Raw genomic sequence first — 20,832 nt, 5'->3', positions numbered from 1 at the left:
ATTTGTATAGAGAGATAGAGAGGAGAAGTGATTGAACTTGGAGCAGAATATGCATTTTACGAATAATGAACATGCCGTTTTAAATACAACGGGTGAGGTTCCCTACCTTACTTTTCCTTGCTTATCAAAACTACCTTCTATCCAGCATGGCTTTTCAACGAAACTAGGGGGTGTCAGTAAAGGAATTTTTGAATCCATGAATTTAAGCTACTCTAGTGGAGATGATTCTGCCGATGTTGATGAAAATTATAAAAGGATATGTGCAGGAATGGGGTTTGTACTAGAAGATGTGGTTGCTACCCATCAGGTACATAAAACCACAGTACGAGTTATAACGTCTCAGGACAAGGGAAAAGGATTAAGCAAACCCAGGGATTATGAGGGAGTAGATGGATTTATAACAAATGAGCCGGGAATACCTTTAGCAACCTTTTATGCAGATTGTGTACCATTGTTCCTGGTTGATACCAGGCAACCGGCAATCGGATTAAGTCATTCCGGCTGGCGTGGCACGGTTAGCCGGATGGGTCAGGTAACCTTGCAAGCGATGGTAAAACATTTTGGAACAAATCCGAAAGATGTTACAGTACTTATTGGGCCATCTATTTGTAGAGACTGCTATGAAGTTAGTAAAGACCTAGCAGAAGCGTTTTCCAGTGAATTTAAAGTGGGTATTACGGACATTCTTAAAGAAAAAGGAAATGGGAAATATCATTTAAATTTATGGGAAGCCAACCGGAGGGTATTTTTAGAGGCAGGTATTCAAGAAGAAAATATACATATATCCGAAGTGTGTACCTGCTGTAATTCAAAATGGCTGTTTTCTCATAGGGCTACTATGGGAAAGAGAGGTACAATGGCTGCTTTTTTAATGCTTACCGATCCATAAATTAGTCAAAAATAAAATAAGTCCCCTGTCTTTCATGTTTGTAAAAGACAGGGGGCTTTATTAATATGGTTTGTTGCATAAAAGTACTATAGCAATAAGAGTTATTTGCTTTTATATTCACGTACCATTTCTTGAATTCTTGCTTTAGGATTTGAGATATCTTCCAATGTCTTGTCATGATTAATTGTATGAATAATTAGGGCTAGATAACGACTAATGTCAACAGTAGCATAATAAGGCTTACTCATTAATTCTTCGGAACAATAGGTTAAGTTAGTAGTGTATACACGGTCAAAAAGACCTGCCTCATAATATTTATCAAATTGCTCATAGCCTTCTGTAAATAAACCAAAGGTAGCAGCTATGTATATCTTATCAGCCTTACGTTTCTTTAATTCAGCTGCCACTTCTAAAACACTTTGTCCTGAGGCAATCATATCATCCATAATGTAAATAGATTTACCTTCCACACTGGTACCTAGAAATTCATGTGCAGCAATAGGATTTTTACCATCTACAACCACTGAGTAATCACGCCTTTTGTAAAACATACCCATATCTACACCTAGGATATTAGCATAAAAAACAGCTTTTGACATACCGCCCTCATCCGGGCTTACTACCATAAAATCCTCTTTTGCAAGACTTAAATGCTTTTCAGTAGTCAACAAAGATTGAATAAACTGATAGGAGGTATAAAAATTATCAAAGCCGCTAATTGGTATCGCATTGGCTATTCTGGGGTCGTGAGCATCAAAAGTAATAATATTTTTAACGCCCATGTAGAGTAGTTCCTGTAGTGCGGTAGCACAATCCAACGATTCCAAATTAGTTCTTTTGTCCTGTCTGCTTTCGTATAGAAAAGGAATAATCACATTAATACGGTGAGCCTTTCCATTGCACGCATCTATCATTCTTTTTAAGTCCTGGAATTGATCATCAGGAGATTTTCGGTTCTCAATTCCATAAAAACCATAGGAAAGATTATTATTTACTACATCGGCAAGTATAAATAAATCAGTGCCGTGAACAGAATCTCTTAATATACCTTTCGCTTCTCCGGAACTGAATCTTGGGCAATCTGCATCTACCAAATAACTGTCGGCTACATAGCCGGGAAAGGAATAGATGGGATTCTTTGTTTCGGCTTCGCTTTGCCTGGTGGTTACAATTAACTTATCAACTTTATTAGCCAAAGGCTTAAAGCTGTCTAAGGATATAATCTTCAAAGGTGCGACCGGAATCGTATCTAAATTGTCAACTGATGTCATGTTGATTCCTCCATAGTTTTTTATATTAGCTTCTTTTTGTATTCAATAATCAACCTATTTAGTTATATCACGAGGAAGAGTATTCGTCAACATAAGCATAAGTAGAAATGGAATTATTTTTTATGTATTCCTTGCATAGATTCCGAAACTTAGATAAGCAGCAAAGATGCACCACAGCAAATAGGGAATCAGTAAATAGGCGGCTACAGGGTCAATGGAATAGAAACGCAGTATCATTATAACAATTAGTACTACTAATAAAAGCAGCCAAAGAAAGCCGAGCAGATACAGTTGCAGACCGAAAAAGATGGGAGACCACAAAAAAATAATAAAAAGCTGTAGAAAGTAAATCCATAAAGCTTTTTCTTTATACGGAGAATCGGATATAAATATAAGAAAGGAGGAGATACCCATTAATGTGTACAATATTGTCCATATAATAGGAAAGACAGCAGCAGGAGGGCTTAATTCCGGCTGGTTAAGCTGACTGTAGGTTCCGGCTATGTTACCGGCAAGTACGGAGGAAATCATTCCGACTGCAATTGGCAACAGGATAAAAATAATTAAAGTACTTAAATTCTTTTTTAACATAAAGCTGCACCTCCATATGTTATAGTTTATTCAGGTGCAGCTTAATTTAGGCTATTTACGGCAAATAAACATACCTGCCATTTTTGTAATTCTGATACTGCCATATTTTCTTAATTTAGTACTTAGAAAATCTTTGAATTCGACATATCTATGCTTTAAGTACGTAAGTTGATTACCATGGCAGGAAAGTATATAATCAATTAAAGGCTGAACTTCATCTACCAGTAAATAATCCTCATACACTTTTAAAGTGACATCAGAGAACACCTTGGAAAGCTGTTGTGCTCCATTCTCCAGACCAAATATTTCGTATAGATTTATTTCTGAAAGAGCAATATGACAATCAAATTCTTTTACTAAATCATTGACTTCCTTCATATGTTCTTTACCATAGGTACTGCAATAAAAAACCCCATCTGTTTTTAGTGCCCGCTTTATTTCAAGAAAGGTGCTATTTCGGTCTTTGATGTAAAACATTACATGGTTTGCAATGATTTTATCTATTGTATTATCTTTAAAGGGCAGCTTGTGGCAATCGAGTATATGATACTGGGTGTACAGGCCAGTATGTGCCAGAACTTTTTTTGTATCTTTTAACATGCCCGAGGACAAATCGGTCAGCAGAAGTTTTACATTTTGTGGTAACTTTTCCTGATTCATCCTCCAAAGCTCTCCATTACCGCAGCCAAGCTCCAAAACAGTTTCTCCGGGAGCTATGTTATAATGAGAATAAAGCCATGGAAACCAGCCTTGTGAATTTTGGCTGTAGGTTTTATGAAGTGAGATTCTTATCTTGGTGTTGGAAGCATTGTGATACTGATTCAGTATATCTTTTTCCATATTTGAGAGATGAATTAGATGAAGAACCTGCTCCCATCCAATTTGCTCCTTTAACCCCAATTCTTTTGTAGCTGATAAGAGAGATTCCTCCATAAGCTTAAGATGCTCCTGTTTGCTTCGTATCAGCTCTAATTGTTGATGAAAGCTTTGTAATAGATAATTATGCTCATTATCTCGTACGACAAGTTCCATAATCTCTTCTAAAGAAAAACCAAGGGATTTTAGGCTCACTATTTTCTGGAGTTTTGCAAAATCTAGGTCACTATAAAAACGATAGCCGGACTTGTTTACATAGGAAGGTTTTAAAAGCCCTTGCTTATCATAGTAACGGATAGTACGGATGGACACATTGGCTTTTTTTGCAAATTCCCCGCTTTTATATAGTCCGTCTTCCCTCATATGACGTTCCTCCTAACTGAAATAGTTTTGTAGGTGATAATCTAATCTTTGTAGTTCGATTTAAACAATTACTTGTGTGATGGAAACAGTCTAAATCACCAAAACAGATTCTGGTGGAGTGGCAAGGCACCTTATTATATTTCGCAGTAAATACTATGTTATTGTTTGTATTTTTTGAGGTACCAATTAACAGTATTAAAAAGACCTTGTGCAAAATCTGTTTTAGGTTTCCAGCCAAGCTCTGTTGTAAGCTTACTTGCATCTATGGCATACCGCATATCATGGCCAGGTCGGTCTGGTACAAAACTAACAGCATCCTGTAGGGTGACAGCAGGCGTGGTTGGTATCATAGAGAGCAGTATTTCTGCAATTTCCAGAGTGTTTTTTTCATTATTGCAGCCAATGTTATATATCTCCCCCGGCTTGCCTAAATCCAGTATCTTCTCTATGGCAGAACAGTGGTCGCCTACATATAACCAGTCCCTTACCGCAGTGCCGTCACCATATATGGGAAGTTTCTTTTTTTCAGTTAAGTTCTTTATTAAAAGAGGAATAAGCTTTTCGGGGTGCTGACCAGGACCATAGTTATTGCTACAACGACTTATTAAAACAGGTAAACCGTAGGTATTATAATAGGATTTGCACAATAATTCTGCGGAAGCTTTTGCAGCGGAGTACGGATTTTTGGGATAGACTGGGGAATCTTCTCTAAAATATCCTTCCTTGCCTAGTGTACCATATACCTCATCGGTCGAAATATATAAAAACTTTTTATCCTTGTATCCGGTTGGAGCTTCCCAAACAGTTTTTGCTGATTTTAATAAGACATGGGTACCTGTAATATTGGTTTTGATAAAAGGGTCAGGGTTTTGTATACTATTGTCTACGTGAGTTTCCGCAGCAAAATGAACGATGGTATCGACTTCATAATCTGTTAAAATATTTGTAACTAACTCCTCATCGCAGATATCCCCGTGAATAAAAATGTAATTCTCCAAGTGATTAAATTCTTCTACATACTCGGGATTTGCTGCATAAGTCAATAAATCCAAGTTAATAATACGAAAGGTTTCTTTACTTTTTGTTTTATCGGTATCCCCGCAGTTTGGTATTTCAGATGTCCTCATATACTGGGTTTCATAAAGATAATGAATATAATTAGAGCCAATAAAGCCCATGCCCCCTGTAATTAAATATGTCCTCATAATATCCTCCTTAATATTTTGTGTATTTCTTAGGTTGATTTATTTGCTAAGGTAACTATAAGGGGTTACGTAAGGTCACGGTCAAGTGATATTTTAAATATTTTAAAATTTTTTTACAAGTTTAACCACTGAGACATTCCGGCACCTGTATCTTCCGAGGGACGAACTTTAAAACCGAACTTTTCATAGAAGTTTTCTTTTCCAACGGCGGCCATAAGATTAATCATAACCGGATATTCTTTTGCAATATCGGATTTAAGGAAGTTCATAATGTCTTCCATCATCAACTTTCCAATACCATATCCTTGATATGAAGGATTTACAATCACGTCTGAAATATATACAACATATCCGCCGTCGCTGATAACTCTTGCCATTGCGATGGCTTTGTCATCGTGGACGGCAGCAACTAGATAGTAAGTATTTTTAAGACCTCTTTCAGCTTGTACTTCTGAAAGTGTGAGCCAGCCAGCAGATTTACGGATATCGTTGTATTCGGCAACAGTTAGTTGGTGCTTTAATTGTATATTCATAATTTTTTTGTGACCTGCAATGCAGGTGTTCCTTTCAAAATAGTAATTTAAGTTAAGAATTTTATATTGGTACGGACTATTATAAACTTAATAAAGCCTTACGGCAAGAGGTACTTTGCAATGTTAAGAACCTATTGGAATCTGCTGTTTTGGCAAAATATATTTGATAATTTCCATTACAACTGCTATACTATGTAAGAATAGAATTAGAGAGGACAAAAATAGAAATACTTTAGAAAAAGTATCCTAATATCAAGGGAATCGTATATACTATATATGAATGAGTTTTTAGTAAATCTAGTACTGTAACCGGTTTATTGTCTGATTAGGATAGTATTATCTGAAGTTCATTTAAGAAACGGTGAGAGGATTCTGCTGGATGATTTTACCGTAGATGATGTTAAAAAGGCTTTACAAACAAAGACTCGTATTGTACAATCAGACGGAAAGTCTTTAATTGATGGTGTTTTAGAGCGCAAGTTAAAGTATTAATGAAAGATATGAATTTTACAAAAGGCAAATCGGTAATATGATTTGCAGGAAAGAGGGAAACACATGAGTAAACCTATAGTTGCAATTGTTGGCAGACCGAATGTAGGAAAGTCAACGTTATTTAACGCCCTGGCAGGAGAAAGAATAGCAATAGTGCAGGACTTTCCGGGAGTTACCAGGGATCGTATATATGCAGATGTCACCTGGTTGGATAAACAGTTTACAATGATAGATACCGGTGGTATTGAGCCGGAAAGTAGTGATGTACTATTGTCTTATATGCGTCAGCAGGCTGAAATCGCTATTGAAACAGCGGATGTTATTATGTTTATTGTTGATGTTAGACAGGGACTTGTAGATGATGATTTCAAAGTTGCAGATATGTTAAGACGTTCTACAAAACCGGTAATACTTGTTGTAAATAAAGTCGACAGCTTTGAAAAGCTAATGCCTGATGTATATGAGTTCTATAATCTTGGAATCGGTGATCCGTTCCCTGTTTCCGCCGCCTCCAAATTAGGGCTTGGAGATATGTTAGATGAAGTAATTAGTCATTTTCCTACCGATGCCGCATCGGAAGAGGAAGACGAAAGACCAAGGATTGCCATTGTCGGAAAGCCAAATGTCGGAAAATCTTCTATTATTAATAAATTATTAGGTGAAGACAGAGTCATCGTATCTGATATAGCAGGTACAACCCGAGATGCCATAGATACTACCGTAACCTATAATAAAAAAGAATATGTATTTATTGATACAGCCGGTCTCAGGCGAAAGAATAAAATAAAGGAAGATATTGAACGTTTCAGTATAGTGCGTACTGTATCTGCAGTTGAACGCGCTGATATAGTAGTTCTTGTTATTGATGCAGGAGAAGGTGTCACGGAACAGGATGCAAAGATAGCAGGAATCGCCCATGAACGTGGAAAAGGCGTTATTATAACAGTAAATAAATGGGATTCCATTGAAAAGAACGATAAAACCATCTACCAGTACTCGGCTAAGATAAAACAAACTTTATCCTTTATGCCGTATGCAGAGATGATATTTATTTCTGCTTTAACCGGACAGAGAATGCCCAAAATGTTCGATTTGATTGAGCAGGTTATTCAGAATCAGAACCTGCGTGTCTCAACAGGTGTATTAAATGAAATTATGACAGAAGCTGTTGCTATGCAGCAGCCCCCTTCCGATAAGGGTAAGCGTTTGAAACTATATTATATTACCCAGGTTTCCGTGAAACCGCCGACTTTTGTAATCTTTGTAAATGATAAGCAGTTGATGCATTTTTCATATACCAGATATATTGAAAATAAAATTAGGGAAGCTTTTGGATTTGCAGGAACTTCATTAAAGTTTTTTATCAGGGAGCGAAAGGAAAAAGAATAGTATGCTGCTTAAAATATTGATTTGCTTAGGAATGGGTTATTGTTTCGGATGTTTTTCTACCGCATATGTGATCGGGAGGGCAAATAATATTGATATCAGGCAATATGGCAGCGGAAATGCCGGTACAACCAACGCACTCCGCACATTAGGCTGGAGGGCCGGCCTGCTGACCTTTTTAGGGGATGCAATGAAAGCTATTATCCCTATTCTGCTTGTGTATCTTGTTTTGTATACAAAAGAGCCTAGTGTTAAACTGTTAGCTCTTTATGCAGGTTTAGGGGTTGTACTTGGGCATAATTTTCCCTTCTGGCTTCATTTTAAGGGCGGAAAGGGAATCGCTGCAACAGCAGGTGTTATGCTGGCATTTGACCTAAGGCTTGGGCTTTTGGCTTGTGCTGTGTTTTGTTTGATAGTACTGATTACCAGATATGTATCGCTAGGCTCCTTGTTAATATCCTTGCTATTTCCGATATGGGTACTGGTGCTTTATACCGGAAACATACATATGCTGATTGTCAGCGGGATATTCACTATATCAGCATTCATTAAGCATCAATCCAATCTAAAACGATTAATAAGTGGTACAGAAAATAAATTGGGTCAGAAAGTTAAAGTGAAGTGATTCCTATGATTCTTATTTTAGATATAAATTGAAGACACATGTGAAGCTAAGATGTTACACACCATGATTAAAACAGTCAATGGGCGTATATATATGTAATGTACAAAAGGAGGTATTTGTAATGGCGAAAGTCAGTATTTTAGGTGCGGGAGCCTGGGGAACCGCAATTGCTATTTTGCTGGGGAACAATGGACATGAAGTCACCTTGTGGTCGGCACTTGAGTCAGAGGTAAAACTGTTAAATGAGGAAAGGGAATTAAAAGACAAACTTCCAGGTGCAAAACTTCCAGAAAGTGTAGCAGTATGTGGTGAATTGGAGGAAGCCTGCAGAGATAAAGAACTACTTGTATTTGCAGTGGCATCACCTTTTGTAAGAAATACAGCAAAAATTGCAAGACCCTTTATAAAGGAAAATCAAATTGTAGTCAATGTTGCAAAAGGCATTGAAGAATCTACTCTAAATACATTAACAGATATTTTAAAAGAAGAGCTTAATCATGCTGATATTGCTGTATTATCAGGACCAAGTCATGCGGAGGAAGTTAGCAGGGGAATTCCCACAACCTGTGTTGTAGGAGCAGAAACCAAGGCTAGTGCTTATTTCATTCAGGATGTATTTATGAGTGAACGTTTTCGTGTTTATACTAGTCCGGATGTGGTAGGCATAGAGCTTGGAGGTTCCATTAAAAATGTCATTGCTTTGGCTGCTGGTATAGCAGACGGGCTAGGTTTTGGTGACAATACAAAAGCAGCATTAATGACTAGAGGCATTGCTGAAATCAGTAGACTGGGTCTTGCTATGGGTGGTAAGATGGAAACCTTTGCCGGGCTTTCGGGTGTGGGTGATCTAATTGTAACTTGTACCAGTAAGCACAGCAGAAACCGTAATGCAGGCTTTTTGATTGGACAAGGCTATACGATGGAGAAAGCCATGGAGGAAGTGAATCAGGTAGTGGAAGGAGTATTTTCTGCTAAAGCAACCCTGGCGTTGGCTAAAAAATACAATGTAGAAATGCCTATCGTCGAACAGGTAAATCTTGTACTGTTTGAAAATAAATCTGCAAAGGAAGCGGTATCAGATTTACTCTTAAGAGATAAACGCAGGGAATATTCAGAGCTTACCTGGTTGGAATAGATAAAAGCTACTAAAACTTCATCATGATTTAGCTATGTGGTGAGGCATTGCTTGAAATATTTTATCGGTAAGGTTTTAGTTTAAAAAATATAATAAAAACAATAATACATGAAATCAATTGCTCTTGCATATGCTTTAGTATAACCGAAAGGAGGAAAGCATATGTTAGAGCAATTTTCGTCACTTGACTTATCAAATCAAATATACGATGTATATAATGATATTAAGGCTAGGACAGGCGGTGACATATACATAGGTGTGGTGGGGCCGGTCAGGACGGGAAAATCTACCTTCATCAAGCGTTTTATGGATTTATTGGTAATTCCCAATATCCAGGATGTACATAATAAGGAAAGGGCAATTGATGAATTACCCCAAAGTGCAGCAGGAAAAACTATCATGACAACAGAACCCAAATTTATACCTAAAGAAGCAGCGCAGGTAAAACTGGGTGAGGATACTACTGTTAATATCAGGCTGATTGATTGTGTTGGTTACATGGTGGATGGTGCCTCCGGTCACATTGAGAATGAACAGGAAAGATTGGTTAAAACCCCTTGGTATGATTACGAAATTCCTTTTACCCAAGCCGCAGAGATTGGTACGCAGAAGGTTATAAACGAGCATTCCACTATTGGTGTTGTAATTACAACCGATGGAAGCTTTGGAGAGTTGCCAAGAGATAATTATATACCGGCAGAAGAAAAGACCATTGGGGAATTAAAACGTCTGAGAAAGCCTTTTATTGTTCTGCTTAATACAAATAAGCCCTATTCGGAAACGACTTTAAACCTTGCCAATGACATTGCCGGTAAATACAATGTTACGGTTATGCCGGTAAATTGTGAACAACTTAAGAAAGAAGATATTAACCGAATAATGTCCAATATACTGTCAGTATTTCCTGTATCAGAAATTAATTTCTTCATGCCTAAATGGGCAGAAATGCTATCCGATGATCACTGGCTGAAACAAGATTTACTTGCTTCTATCAATCAGTTGTTAAAGAAGGTTTCACTTATACGGGATGCAAGACCTGAAAATCTGATTACAGACAGCCAGTATGTGGATCGCTTTAAGATTGATAAGATAGAAATGGAAAACGGAACCATAAAGGTTGATATTGAATTTGATGAAACATATTATTACACAATTTTAAGTGACCTAATTGGTGTTCCCATTGCCGACGAATATCAGCTTATCAGCACAATAAGAGAACTGGCTGACATGAAGTATGAATATCAGAAGGTAGGGGGAGCGTGCAGTGATGTGCGTAATAGAGGATATGGGGTAGTAACACCTACCAGGGAAGAAATAACGGTAGAGGAACCAGAAATAATGAAGCATGGTAACAAATACGGTGTTAAGATACGTGCAACAGCTCCCTCCATTCATATGATAAAAGCAAATATAGAAACAGAAATTGCTCCCATTGTAGGAAGTGAAGAACAAGCCAATGATTTGATTAATTATATTAAGAAGAATTCTTCTGAGAATCCGGACGGTATCTGGGAAACTAATATATATGGAAAGTCCATCCAACAATTAGTAGATGATGGCATCAGTGCCAAAATCAGTAAAATGACAGATGAAAGCCAGTTAAAACTACAGGATACTATGCAAAAAATAATTAACGACAGCAATGGGGGAATAATCTGTATCATAATATAATAAATATACTTATATTCATAACTTCATAATGTAATGTAGAAAGATGGTTCATTCAGCCAGGCATTGTTAATAGGGGTCAGTTAAAAACTCTGAGATTCGCATATGCCGGAAATGCTGCCATCTTTTTTTATGTTTTCCCGTAATTTATAGTCTTAGGTTACTTGTGCCAAATCTGCAAGATATGACAAAAATTTTGTATAAGAGGAAAGTTTTATTCTACAGCATAAGAACGATTATGGTATAAAAATTGGACTATTTTACCATAAAACTAGGAATAAATCACTAGTTGTTACATTGGTTTAAATTAATTTTGACATCTTGTTGACAAAATTATGAACTTTTGCTATAATAAATCAGAAATATATTTAATATATTTGTAACAACTTAAAGGTTGAACTGCAAATACATATTAAGGGATGTCTATAGGAGGAACCCGATGAACCAAGTAAATAAAAAGTTTCTGAAGATTTCAACCTTATGTATCGCCGGTACTGTATTATTTGCTCTAAATACTAAATATGCAGGTGCTGAAACTGTTTATGGTGAACAACCCATGGCAGGAATAACCGTTACACTGGATAACTATTATAATTCTGGCAATACTGCCGCAGCTTCTGAAATAACGATAGCTGCGTTGGAAACAAGTGTTGCTGCTTATGATTATAATAATTTGGGGATTGCGAATGTGGAAAACCATTTAAATATTCGTAAAGCACCCGGCGAAGATCAGAAGATTATTGGAAAATTACCAAAGAATGCAGGCTGTACCATTATTGAAGTTGACAAAGATGGATGGGCTAAGATAAAATCCGGTAAGGTAACCGGTTATGTTATGAGTTCTTTTTTAATTACAGGTGATGAAGCAGTGGCTTTAGCTAGAAAAGTTGGAAGCCTTGTAGCGACAGTTAATACAGCTGCCTTAAATATCAGGTCTGATGAAAGTCTTTTGTCAGACGTAGTAACAAGTGTTCCGCAAGACGAGGAAATGGAAGTTGAAGAAGTAAGTACAGATTGGATTAAAGTAAAGATAGATGCCGACGAGGGCTATGTAGCCAGGCAATATATAAATCTTTCCTATGAACTCCAAAAGGCCGTTACAGTGGAAGAAGAAAGTGCAGGAGTGTCTGGAATCAGGGCTCAGATAGTTGCTTTTGCAAAACAATATTTAGGTAATCCATATGTATGGGGCGGCACAAGCTTAACGAATGGAGCGGATTGTTCTGGATTTACTATGAGAATATACGCTAATTTCGGTTATTCTATTCCAAGGGTATCCAGAAGTCAGGCAACCGTAGGTGCTTCGGTAAACTCTGGTAACATAAAACCAGGTGACTTAGTATTCTATGGCAGCGGAAGTTATATTAACCATGTAGCCATGTATATTGGTAACGGTCAGGTTATACATGCAAGTAATCCAAGAACAGGTATTAAAATATCCAATATGTATTATAGAACCCCTATCAAAATGATAAGATTAATAAATGATTAATAGATTATAAAAAAACTGCCAAACGGCAGTTTTTTTATTTAGGTGCGCCCAGCATGGGCGCAATCTCATGGGTTCAAGTCCCTAGCACATCCTAGTAGTGGAAAGTGCATAGCCTAAGACAAGGGTGTCGTTCGTGAGAGCGAATCTGAAGGAAGTCCGTGGGCAAATCTCTGGTCTGACGAACAGAAATCACATATAAGGCAAACTTTTGTGGGTAAGGCTGCCTAACAAGTCAAAGCCCTATAACTACTCGAAAACAAAAGGTGTAAATGTGGCAGATAGATGGAGAGGAAGATTGCGTTCTTACCTGGGGAGACCTTAGAGGTAAGTTGTGGAAATGAACTTTGAAACAACAACCCATATAGTGATGTATGGCTGAACTCTAAGGGGTCAGCAGAGGTCATAGTACTAGAGGTTGTCGACGACCAATAGGAAGGACTGAACAATAGGAGGTTTTAGAAGTTTGAAAGAAACAAAGAAATGTGATGAAAGCAGACAACTGAATATAAAGTCAGGTCATTTGCAAAAAGATAGAGTGGAACTCGAAAGATATGCAAAGACGCCGAGCATTTCTATGACGTCAAAGAACAGACAGAACGCTAGAAGTGAGTATCACTATGGATTGTTAGAGAAAATCATCAGTAATGAAAATCTGAATGAAGCCTTTAAAAGAGTAAAGAAGAATAAAGGAAGTCATGGAATTGATGAGATGGGAGTAGATGAACTTCTACCGTATCTTAAAAGACATGGCGAAGAACTTAAGCAATCCATAGTAAATGGAAGTTATAAACCCAATGCCGTTAGACGAGTAGAAATACCAAAAGAAAACGGGAAAACAAGACCATTAGGAATACCGACTGTAGTAGACCGAGTGATACAGCAAGCAATATCACAAGTGCTTACCCCAATCTTTGAGAAGAAATTTTCAGAGAATAGTTATGGGTTTCGACCAAACCGAAATGCGCATCAAGCCATCTTAAAGTGTAAAGAATACATGGATGAAGGCTACCGATGGGCAGTAGATATCGATTTGGAGAAGTACTTTGATACTGTAAATCATGATAAATTAATCGGACTGATTTATAAAGAAGTAAAGGATATACGTGTAATCGGACTGATAAGAAAGTATCTAAATGCAGGAGTAATGGAAAAAGGTCTAACTACTGTAACCACAGAGGGAGTACCACAAGGCGGAAATCTGTCTCCATTACTTAGTAACATTATGTTACATGAATTAGATACGGAACTGGAAAGACGAGGATTGAGATTCTGTCGTTACGCAGATGATTGTAATGTATATGTCAAATCAAGAAAATCCGCTGAACGAGTTATGAAAAGTATCACGAAGTTTATTGAGGAAGACTTAAAACTCAAAGTAAATAAAGAGAAAAGCAAGGTAGACCGACCATGGAAACTAAAATACTTAGGATACACCTTTTATCCAAAGAAAGGTGAAATGGGAATAAGAGTTCATCCGATATCAGTCAAGAAAATAAAGGGAAAACTAAAGAACCTCACTGGAAGAAGTAATGCAATGAGCATGGAAGTTAGAGCAATGAAACTAAGACAACTAATGGTTGGCTGGGTAAGTTACTTTAAACTTGCAGATATGAGAAGTACCTTAAAAGAACTCGATGAATGGTTGAGGAGACGTATAAGACTTTGCTACTGGAAACAGTGGAAAAAGATTAAAACGAAATACGATAACTTAGTAAAGCTAGGTGCATTAAAGTGGAAGGCATGGGAACATGCGAATACAAGAAAAGGCTACTGGAGAATCTCCAATAGCCCAATCCTAGCTACAACTCTTACGAACAAACATCTTAGAGAACAAGGATTTATAACATTAACAGAAAGATATTTACAAGTAAGGTAATTCTATTGAACCGCCACGTGCCGAACGGCATGCGTGGTGGTGTGAGAGGACGAATAATCAATTAATGATTATTCTCCTACTCGATTAACGGATGGCTGGACACCTATATAAAGGGCAAATAGCATAGGGTATCCTGTGCTAAACTCTTGTTTTGTTGACCGCAATGGCTTGCAGGTAATTACAAATATTAAAGGTTAATAAAAAAACCTTGAAAGAATTGACAGATAAAGTATTAAAATTTATAATTAAAGATAGTGTGTTTTTTATGTAAAAGAAATGTAAATAGCATCGCTGCATAAACTCATGTTAGATTTATAAAATGTAGACACTTGTGCAGCAGGCCGGTTAGGAGAACAATGGAATATATTGTATTTATTGTGTTGGTTTTTGCTGCTTTTGTTGCCAAGTCCATCTATGACAAAAAAGCAAGCGTTAAGAAATTGATTGTAAAACTAGAAAGGCAATGGGGAGAAGTCCCGGAACAGGAATATACTACGGAAGCATTGCAATCTTTAACCTATTACTATCGTTCCACGAAGGATGCTTCTAAGGATATAGATGATATAACTTGGAATGATATCGATATGGAACAGATTTTTATGTTGATGAACAACACAGGCAGTGCCATGGGTGAAGAGTATTTGTACTCCTTACTGCGCAAGCTTACATTCAGTGAAGAAGAACTGTTAGAACGTAACAGGTTGATTGAATTTTTTCAGAACAACAAAGAGCAGCGGCAAAAAATTCAGGTTGCTCTTAACGGAATGGGTAAGATACGAAACATCTCAGTTTATGAATATATCAACGCACTAAATAACTTAAAGGAAAGAAACAGTCTTCCTCATTATATTATGGCAGTTGGCTTACTGGCATCCATTGCTTTATTTGCTATCAATCCGGCATTAGCCGGAGTTTTAACTATCGTTTTTTTTATTAACAATATCGTACAGTATTATCGAATAAAAGGACAGATAGATGCATACTTTACGGTGTGCGCGTATGTCATCCGGCTACTAAATGGGATTAAAGTAATATCTAAGCTTGAAATTCCGGAAATTAAAAGATATACTGATCAATTGGCACTTGCCGGTAAGAAGTTCGAGCAATTTAAGAGAGGTTCTAAGATAGTAACCTCAAAAAATCCGGTTGGTGACATGTCGGATATTGTACTGGATTATTTCAGAATGCTTTTTCATATTGATTTGATTAAATTTAATTCAATGTTAAAATGTTTTAAGAAGAATAAAGATGCTTTGAACCATATGTATGAAAATATTGGTATAATAGATAGTATGATAGCTGCCGCCTCTTTCCGGACCATGTTGGATTACTACTGCATCCCAGTTCTAAAGAAAGACAGAACGCCTTTTATGGAGGCAACACAATTGTATCATCCTATGATAGAGAACCCAGTAACAAATTCTATTCAGGTAGATAAATGTGTTTTGATTACCGGTTCTAATGCCTCCGGAAAATCCACTTTTATTAAAACCCTTGCTATTAATGCAATATTGTCCCAGACCATATATACTTCTGCAAGCAAAACCTATTCCGGAAGTTATTTTCAGATAGCATCCTCCATGGCTCTACAGGATAATATTTTTAGTAAGGAAAGTTATTATATTGTAGAAATAAAATCACTAAAACGTATTTTGGATTTAATAAATAAGGATACTCCAACTCTTTGTTTTGTAGATGAAGTATTACGAGGGACCAATACCCTAGAACGTATTGCGGCTTCTTCACAGATTTTAATGAATTTCGCTAAAAGCAACGCGGTGTGTTTTGCAGCAACTCACGATGTAGAGTTAACGCATATCCTAGAAAATTATTATACGAACTACCATTTTCAGGAACGGATAGTTGATGATAATGTGTTATTTGATTATAAGCTTCTTAAGGGAAGGGCAATATCTAAAAATGCCATTAAGCTTCTTGGCGTAATGGGTTATTCGAAAGAGATTATAGAAAGTGCCTCAGAGAGTGCCAACAACTTTTTGCAGGAGGGTACATGGAAAATACTTCAGTAGATAAAATATTTCCACTGGTATATGCATAAGAACAGGAGAGCAGACAATGATATTAAATACAGAAATTATTGATTCATATCTTTTGGATGGTGATATTGAAAAATTCCGGGAACATTGGATTTTTAAAATTAGGGAATTTGATAGTGTTCCTTATAAGTCAGAATACACCAGTTCTACCATAGAAGCAAATGTTAAGAAGTTGTATAAAGAAGCGAAAAATTGTTTGCTGTCATTTACGCCCTATAACGAAGAAATTTTTAGTACCGTTTATCCCGGCTGGTGTGAGCTGATAGAAAAACTGGAAGTCTATGTAATCATAGGCCTCTCTGATGCTAGGGATGCTACCGTTATGATTGATCCCCAGGGTAAAGAGGTAATAGTTTTTGATTTGGGGTGCTGGGCAAAGTACTATGATAAAATTGATATTCGAGGGATAATCAGGAATTTGATTACCCATGCAATTACTTATTTATGTACCTGTAATTTACTGCCAGATATACATATGGCAGCAGAATCAGGAGATTATAAAACCAGATTGAATGCCTCCATATTCTTAGAGGCAATGGCACATCTTCTTGCATATAATGATGCTATTGGCGCTACAGATTGGCACAATGAAGATTTAAAACAGATTAATCAAAAGTGTCTTGCTAAATTAAGAAAGGCTAGTAAGGAAACGGATATAAAAATGCAGGGAAGGTATCTAAAAGAAGCTGTTGATGGAGAATACTATGAGAAATTCGGAGTCATGGCAGGTATGTTGTATCTGGCGGATATGTATCAGGTTTATGGCAAAAAAGGCTTGACGAAAGAGCATACGTTAGGATATCAAACATTTGTAGAACGCATAATTAATCATGATGAGAATAATGAATAATATAAAGGTACTTGTTAGTTTAGAAACCATTGGTGATTCGGTTAATCCCTTTTTGTTCGTGTGCAGGTGTAATGCGAGTATACACTAAAGCGCACAGATGGGAGTTACTATGAAAAGAAAAGTAAAAGTAACACTTGGAATAAAAATGAAAGTAGCCTGTGCTTTAAGCCTGCTGCTTTTAAGTATCGCTTTTTTCTATTGGCAGAATAATTCGATTGTAATAACCAGCTATACGTATAAAAGTGTATTGCTGCCGGAGAGTTTTGATGGTTTGAAAATTGTACAGGTGTCTGATCTTCATAATAAGAGTTTCGGTAAGCATCAGGAAAAACTTCTATTAAAAATAATGGATTTAGAGCCGGATGTTATATTTGTTACGGGAGATTTGATTGATTCGAATCGAATTAATGTGGATACAGCAATGGAATTTATAAATCAGGCCGTTAATATAGCGGATGTGTATTACGTAACCGGAAACCACGAGAAGTGGTCCGGAATTTACTTGCAATTAAAGACTGAACTTTACAAAGCGGGAGTGATAATACTTGATAATGAACAAGTGTTGTTTGAACGGGATGGGGAGAGTATAGTAATAGCCGGAATTATGGATCCAGACTTTACAATGGTAGAAAATATTTGGAAAGAACAGTTGAAGGTGTTTTCTGATAATAGGGAGAATAAGTTTTACATACTTCTTTCCCACAGACCTGAGTATTTTGATACCTATGTAGAGGATGGTTTTGATTTAGTGTTTAGCGGACACGCCCATGGGGGGCAGTTCCGGTTTCCGTTTCCCAATGGATTATATGCACCGGGTCAGGGTTTCTTTCCGAAGTTAACAGCAGGTATTCACAAAAGTGATAATACCACCTTAATTATCAGCAGAGGACTGGGTAACAGTAAAATACCCCTTCGTCTTTTCAATCGACCGGAGCTGATTCAAGTAACCATGCAATATGAAAAATAGATTGTTCTTAATATGAGTTTAATATGCAACTGCTCCTGACAGGATGTGAAATACAGTCTTGTCGGGAGCTGTTTTTTGCTATTCCAATTATATAATATTCTAGAATTAGAAATTCGTGGATTCCCCATATACAATATCAAAGGACAGATAAATAATTTCATTTGGTGAATCCGGATCATTCATCTTATACAACAATTGTTTTACTAAACGTTTACCCAATGCCTTTGTATCAACCTGAACAGAAGTAAGGTAATTAGCCAAATCACCATATTCGGTACTGCCGTCGTAGCCGGAGATTGCTACTTCCTCAGGAACATTAATATTATGTTCACTTAAATACTGGATAACAAAATTGGCGACAAAGTCACTTACACAGACAAAAGCCTCCGGCATCTTATCTAGCCCGCTTAAAAACTGGTTAATTTCTTCTGTATAAGTATAGATACCAATATTACCGGTAAGACATTGTTTGGGATTAAGAGGAAGATTATGTTCTGTCATAGCAGCTTTAAAGCCTTCATAACGGTCATTATTGGTTCTGGCATAATCAGTAGCGCCGATAAAACCAATGTTTTTACGTCCTTTTTGGATAATATGGTTTGTAATTTTGCGGATACTGTTACGTCCCTCTAATAGCACCAAGTCACCGGTTAAAGAGTCCTCTGGTATAGAAGTAACAATATCCAAAAATACTTTTGGTATACGCAGGGAATTTAACATCTGCAATAAAGTAGTATCATATACATTCAGCATGATGATCCCCTGTACGGTACCGTTTGTAAAAGCGGATGGTAGCGTATAGGAACTGCTGTACTTTGACGGAAGATATGTGTACATCAGATTTATATTATTTTGTGTTAGTTCTTTTGCAATACAATGGATAATGTTCATCCAAAAAATCGAAGAATCGGGACGCGATACCACAACAGAAATAGTTATCTGGTTATCCGATTCGGTATTTTCTGTCTGTTCTCCAGTCATGAGGGATTGCCCTAGTTTTAAATAGCCCATTTCTTGTGCTTTTGCGATGATTTGACGTCGCAAAGGCTCCGAAACTCCAGGATAATCATTAAAAACCTTCCAAACAGATACTCTTGATACATTAAGGGCATCTGCTATATCTTGCATCGTTACTTTTCTCATAAAAATCCCCCGGAATATAAATAAATTGTTAAGTGATTCCTTTTTATTAATATAAATTGTTCACATATTTTTACTAAAACGTTATAACTGTTTGTATTATATCATATAAGAATTACTTATTCAAACAAAAGTTATTAAAATGTTAAGAACAGAAAAAATAGATGCAGAAGAATTTTGGTTTAATAAGTTTTATATAGTATAAAAGCTTATGGAAAACTCACATATATTACTAAAAAATGTAAAATTAATGTAAATAATTTTATCAAAAGTATATACATGTTAAAAGAGTATAGAATAATTATAAATATATTAAAAAACTAGTTGTAATATCAATGAAAAAATGTTAATATTTATTTCAAAACAGACAACATAATGTTAATTATAAAGTTAAAAATGTTAAAAAGGAGAGAGTGTTATGAGCAAAATTATAGGTGTATCATTACCTAATATTCCATGGCAGGAAAAACCACATGGATGCAAAGAGCCGGTTTGGAGATATGGGAACAACCCAATTATTAAAAGGGATGCGATTGAATCATCTAATAGTATTTTCAACAGCGCTGTCGTTTCTTTTGAGGATGGTTTTGCAGGTGTTTTCCGATGTGACAGCAGAAGTATTAGCATGGATATATTTGCAGGGTTTAGTAAAGACGGAATACATTGGGATATTAACCAGCAACCGATTGTGTTTCAAGGAGAAGATGAAGAAATTACAAAAAGGGAATACCGCTATGACCCAAGAGTGTGTTATATTGAAGACAGGTACTACATAACCTGGTGTAACGGTTATCATGGACCCACGATTGGCTTGGCTTATACTTTTGATTTTAAGACCTTTCATCAGATGGAGAATTCTTTTTTGCCTTATAACCGTAACGGAGTATTATTTCCAAGAAAGATCAACGATTATTATATGATGTTAAGCAGACCAAGTGATACGGGTCACACACCTTTTGGAGATATTTTTGTGAGCCAGAGTAAAGATTTGGAGTACTGGGGACATCACAGGCATGTAATGTCAACCTACAGTGGAGATGCTTCTGCTTGGCAGTCTAAAAAAATAGGTCCTGGCCCGGTGCCGATTGAAACGGATGAAGGCTGGCTTTTGATATATCATGGAGTAATTAATACCTGTAATGGTTTTGTATACCGAATGGGTTGTGCAATACTGGATATAGATAAACCGTGGGTTGTAAAACACCGTTCGGCGGCTTACATACTAGCTCCTAGCGAATATTATGAATGTGTGGGAGATGTTCCAAATGTTGTATTTCCTTGTGCTACTCTGACTGACAGTGATACCGGAAGAATAGCCATTTACTATGGATGCGCAGATACGGTAACAGGTCTTGCTTTTACAACTGTAGATGAGCTGATACAATTTACTAAAAAGCATCCTTTGCATGCCTAAGA

General features: G+C 36.7%; 18 protein-coding genes. 12 read left to right on the top strand and 6 right to left on the bottom strand.

From position 1 onward, the window contains the following. Positions 1–37: 37 nt before the first annotated feature. Positions 38–889 carry a peptidoglycan editing factor PgeF gene (gene pgeF, locus acsn021_RS13275; protein ID WP_243167993.1) on the top strand — a complete coding sequence of 284 codons (852 nt, stop codon included), beginning with the start codon at positions 38–40 and terminating at the stop codon, positions 887–889. A 101-nt stretch (positions 890–990) separates the two neighbouring features. Here pgeF and acsn021_RS13270 read toward each other — a convergent pair whose 3' ends face one another. The 5 genes from acsn021_RS13270 to acsn021_RS13250 form a co-directional block, all read right to left on the bottom strand. Continuing rightward, positions 991–2,160: a ribose-phosphate pyrophosphokinase gene (locus tag acsn021_RS13270; RefSeq protein ID WP_184095969.1), complete on the bottom strand. Its 1,170-nt coding sequence runs from the start codon at positions 2,158–2,160 to the stop codon at positions 991–993. Positions 2,161–2,280: 120 nt separating this feature from the next. Beyond that, the gene (locus acsn021_RS13265) at positions 2,281–2,751 is read right to left on the bottom strand and encodes a TspO/MBR family protein (RefSeq protein ID WP_184095967.1); all 471 of its coding nucleotides are present in this window, start codon (positions 2,749–2,751) and stop codon (positions 2,281–2,283) included. Between the two features lie 51 nt (positions 2,752–2,802). After that, positions 2,803–3,990 (bottom strand): MerR family transcriptional regulator, encoded by a 1,188-nt coding sequence (locus acsn021_RS13260; RefSeq protein ID WP_184095964.1) that lies wholly within the window; start codon positions 3,988–3,990, stop codon positions 2,803–2,805. Between the two features lie 158 nt (positions 3,991–4,148). Next, the gene (rfbB, locus tag acsn021_RS13255; RefSeq protein WP_184095963.1) at positions 4,149–5,195 is read right to left on the bottom strand and encodes a dTDP-glucose 4,6-dehydratase; all 1,047 of its coding nucleotides are present in this window, start codon (positions 5,193–5,195) and stop codon (positions 4,149–4,151) included. Positions 5,196–5,308: 113 nt separating this feature from the next. Next, a complete protein-coding gene (locus acsn021_RS13250; RefSeq protein WP_184095961.1) occupies positions 5,309–5,728 on the bottom strand; it encodes a GNAT family N-acetyltransferase in 420 nt (139 codons plus the stop codon). A 321-nt stretch (positions 5,729–6,049) separates the two neighbouring features. Here acsn021_RS13250 and acsn021_RS23275 point away from each other — a divergent pair, with 321 nt between their 5' ends. From acsn021_RS23275 to acsn021_RS13200, 10 genes are all read left to right on the top strand, one after another. Then, entirely contained in the window at positions 6,050–6,220 is a 171-nt protein-coding gene (locus tag acsn021_RS23275) for a DUF512 domain-containing protein (RefSeq protein WP_184095983.1), read from the top strand. A gap of 63 nt (positions 6,221–6,283) precedes the next feature. Beyond that, positions 6,284–7,609, top strand: a complete 1,326-nt coding sequence (der, locus tag acsn021_RS13240; RefSeq protein ID WP_184095959.1) for a ribosome biogenesis GTPase Der — start codon at positions 6,284–6,286, stop codon at positions 7,607–7,609. Position 7,610: 1 nt separating this feature from the next. Next, positions 7,611–8,231 (top strand): glycerol-3-phosphate 1-O-acyltransferase PlsY, encoded by a 621-nt coding sequence (gene plsY / locus acsn021_RS13235; RefSeq protein ID WP_184095957.1) that lies wholly within the window; start codon positions 7,611–7,613, stop codon positions 8,229–8,231. Between the two features lie 121 nt (positions 8,232–8,352). Further along, positions 8,353–9,366, top strand: coding sequence for an NAD(P)H-dependent glycerol-3-phosphate dehydrogenase (locus acsn021_RS13230; protein ID WP_184095955.1), 1,014 nt, complete (start codon positions 8,353–8,355; stop codon positions 9,364–9,366). A gap of 162 nt (positions 9,367–9,528) precedes the next feature. Further along, positions 9,529–11,037 (top strand): stage IV sporulation protein A, encoded by a 1,509-nt coding sequence (spoIVA, locus tag acsn021_RS13225; RefSeq protein WP_184095953.1) that lies wholly within the window; start codon positions 9,529–9,531, stop codon positions 11,035–11,037. Between the two features lie 436 nt (positions 11,038–11,473). Continuing rightward, the gene (locus acsn021_RS13220) at positions 11,474–12,526 is read left to right on the top strand and encodes a C40 family peptidase (protein ID WP_184095951.1); all 1,053 of its coding nucleotides are present in this window, start codon (positions 11,474–11,476) and stop codon (positions 12,524–12,526) included. Between the two features lie 463 nt (positions 12,527–12,989). Then, positions 12,990–14,402: a group II intron reverse transcriptase/maturase gene (ltrA, locus tag acsn021_RS13215; protein ID WP_184096193.1), complete on the top strand. Its 1,413-nt coding sequence runs from the start codon at positions 12,990–12,992 to the stop codon at positions 14,400–14,402. 356 nt (positions 14,403–14,758) lie between these two features. Beyond that, on the top strand, positions 14,759–16,432 hold the full coding sequence (locus acsn021_RS13210) for a MutS-related protein (RefSeq protein ID WP_184088401.1): 1,674 nt from the start codon (positions 14,759–14,761) through the stop codon (positions 16,430–16,432). Positions 16,433–16,478: 46 nt separating this feature from the next. Beyond that, entirely contained in the window at positions 16,479–17,309 is an 831-nt protein-coding gene (locus acsn021_RS13205) for a hypothetical protein (RefSeq protein ID WP_184088404.1), read from the top strand. A gap of 109 nt (positions 17,310–17,418) precedes the next feature. After that, positions 17,419–18,276: a metallophosphoesterase gene (locus acsn021_RS13200; RefSeq protein ID WP_184088407.1), complete on the top strand. Its 858-nt coding sequence runs from the start codon at positions 17,419–17,421 to the stop codon at positions 18,274–18,276. A 105-nt stretch (positions 18,277–18,381) separates the two neighbouring features. On the opposite strand, the gene acsn021_RS13195 is transcribed toward acsn021_RS13200, so the two are convergent. Next, positions 18,382–19,419, bottom strand: a complete 1,038-nt coding sequence (locus tag acsn021_RS13195) for a LacI family DNA-binding transcriptional regulator (protein ID WP_184088410.1) — start codon at positions 19,417–19,419, stop codon at positions 18,382–18,384. Between the two features lie 415 nt (positions 19,420–19,834). Between acsn021_RS13195 and acsn021_RS13190 the strand changes: the two genes are divergently transcribed. Then, positions 19,835–20,830 (top strand): glycoside hydrolase family 130 protein, encoded by a 996-nt coding sequence (locus acsn021_RS13190; RefSeq protein WP_184088413.1) that lies wholly within the window; start codon positions 19,835–19,837, stop codon positions 20,828–20,830. The last annotated feature ends 2 nt before the right edge of the window (positions 20,831–20,832 follow it).

Origin of the sequence: Anaerocolumna cellulosilytica (genome assembly GCF_014218335.1) — a bacterium.
GTDB lineage: Bacteria > Bacillota > Clostridia > Lachnospirales > Lachnospiraceae > Anaerocolumna > Anaerocolumna cellulosilytica.
Note: the sequence above shows the minus strand (reverse complement) of the source record. Positions and strands in the feature narration are given on the sequence as shown.